The organism is Stenotrophomonas sp. 3diitr2024 (genome assembly GCF_042136455.1).
Taxonomy (GTDB): domain Bacteria; phylum Pseudomonadota; class Gammaproteobacteria; order Xanthomonadales; family Xanthomonadaceae; genus Stenotrophomonas; species Stenotrophomonas sepilia.
This window is the reverse complement of the sequence record NZ_JBHHMJ010000378.1, coordinates 1-658: the sequence shown is the minus strand read 5'-3', so window position 1 is coordinate 658 and position 658 is coordinate 1. Positions and strand designations below refer to the sequence as shown.

Genomic DNA, 658 nt, shown 5'->3' with positions numbered 1-658 from the left:
GGCCGCTGGCCGGCAACTTCAAACCCCTCCGCAAGCATCGCAAAGCAGCCGGCCAGCGGCCGGCTCTACCGCTTCTTCTTCGCCGCGTTGAGCGTCGCCGCCGCGCGCAGCAGCGCCTTGAACGCAGCGGCATCCGGCATCGCGCCTTCATGGATGTCGATCGCACGCCGCGTGTTGCCGTCCAGGCTTGCGTTGAACAGCCCCTTTGGATCGGCCAGCGCCGCACCGTTGGCGAAGGTCAGCTTCACTGCCTGCTTGTAGGTCTCGCCGGTGCACAGGATGCCGTTGTGCTCCCACACCGGTGTACCCCGCCATTTCCAGGTTTCCTGCACGTCGGGCAGCGCTTCATGGATCAACGCACGCACGCGTGCCAGTGTTTCACCGCGCCAGTCTGCCAACTCGGCGATGCGTGCATCGATCAACTCGGCGGCCGGTGTTCCGGCATCGGCCGGGTTGGGGGCATGCGTGGCCATCAGGAGCTCTCGTCGGGAAAGGAATGAGAAGGTCGGGGTTACATGCGCTCGCCGGGCAACGCGGCGGCCTGGCGCACCCAGTCGAGGAACTGTGCCTCATCCAGCAGGCCGTCCTGCGGGATGTGCAGGTAACGCGTATCGGCGCTCCTGGACGGCTCGGGCGGCACTGGCGCCAGTGCCGCGCC

Annotated in this window: 1 protein-coding gene and 1 pseudogene; both read right to left on the bottom strand. The window is 67.2% G+C overall.

What is annotated here, in order from left to right; all coding sequences use genetic code 11:
* Positions 1-65 precede the first annotated feature (65 nt).
* The gene (locus ABGA94_RS09445; RefSeq protein WP_111127966.1) at positions 66-473 is read right to left on the bottom strand and encodes a DUF1801 domain-containing protein; all 408 of its coding nucleotides are present in this window, start codon (positions 471-473) and stop codon (positions 66-68) included.
* Between the two features lie 38 nt (positions 474-511).
* Positions 512-658: pseudogene (locus tag ABGA94_RS09440) on the bottom strand (DUF1801 domain-containing protein); the annotation flags it as partial.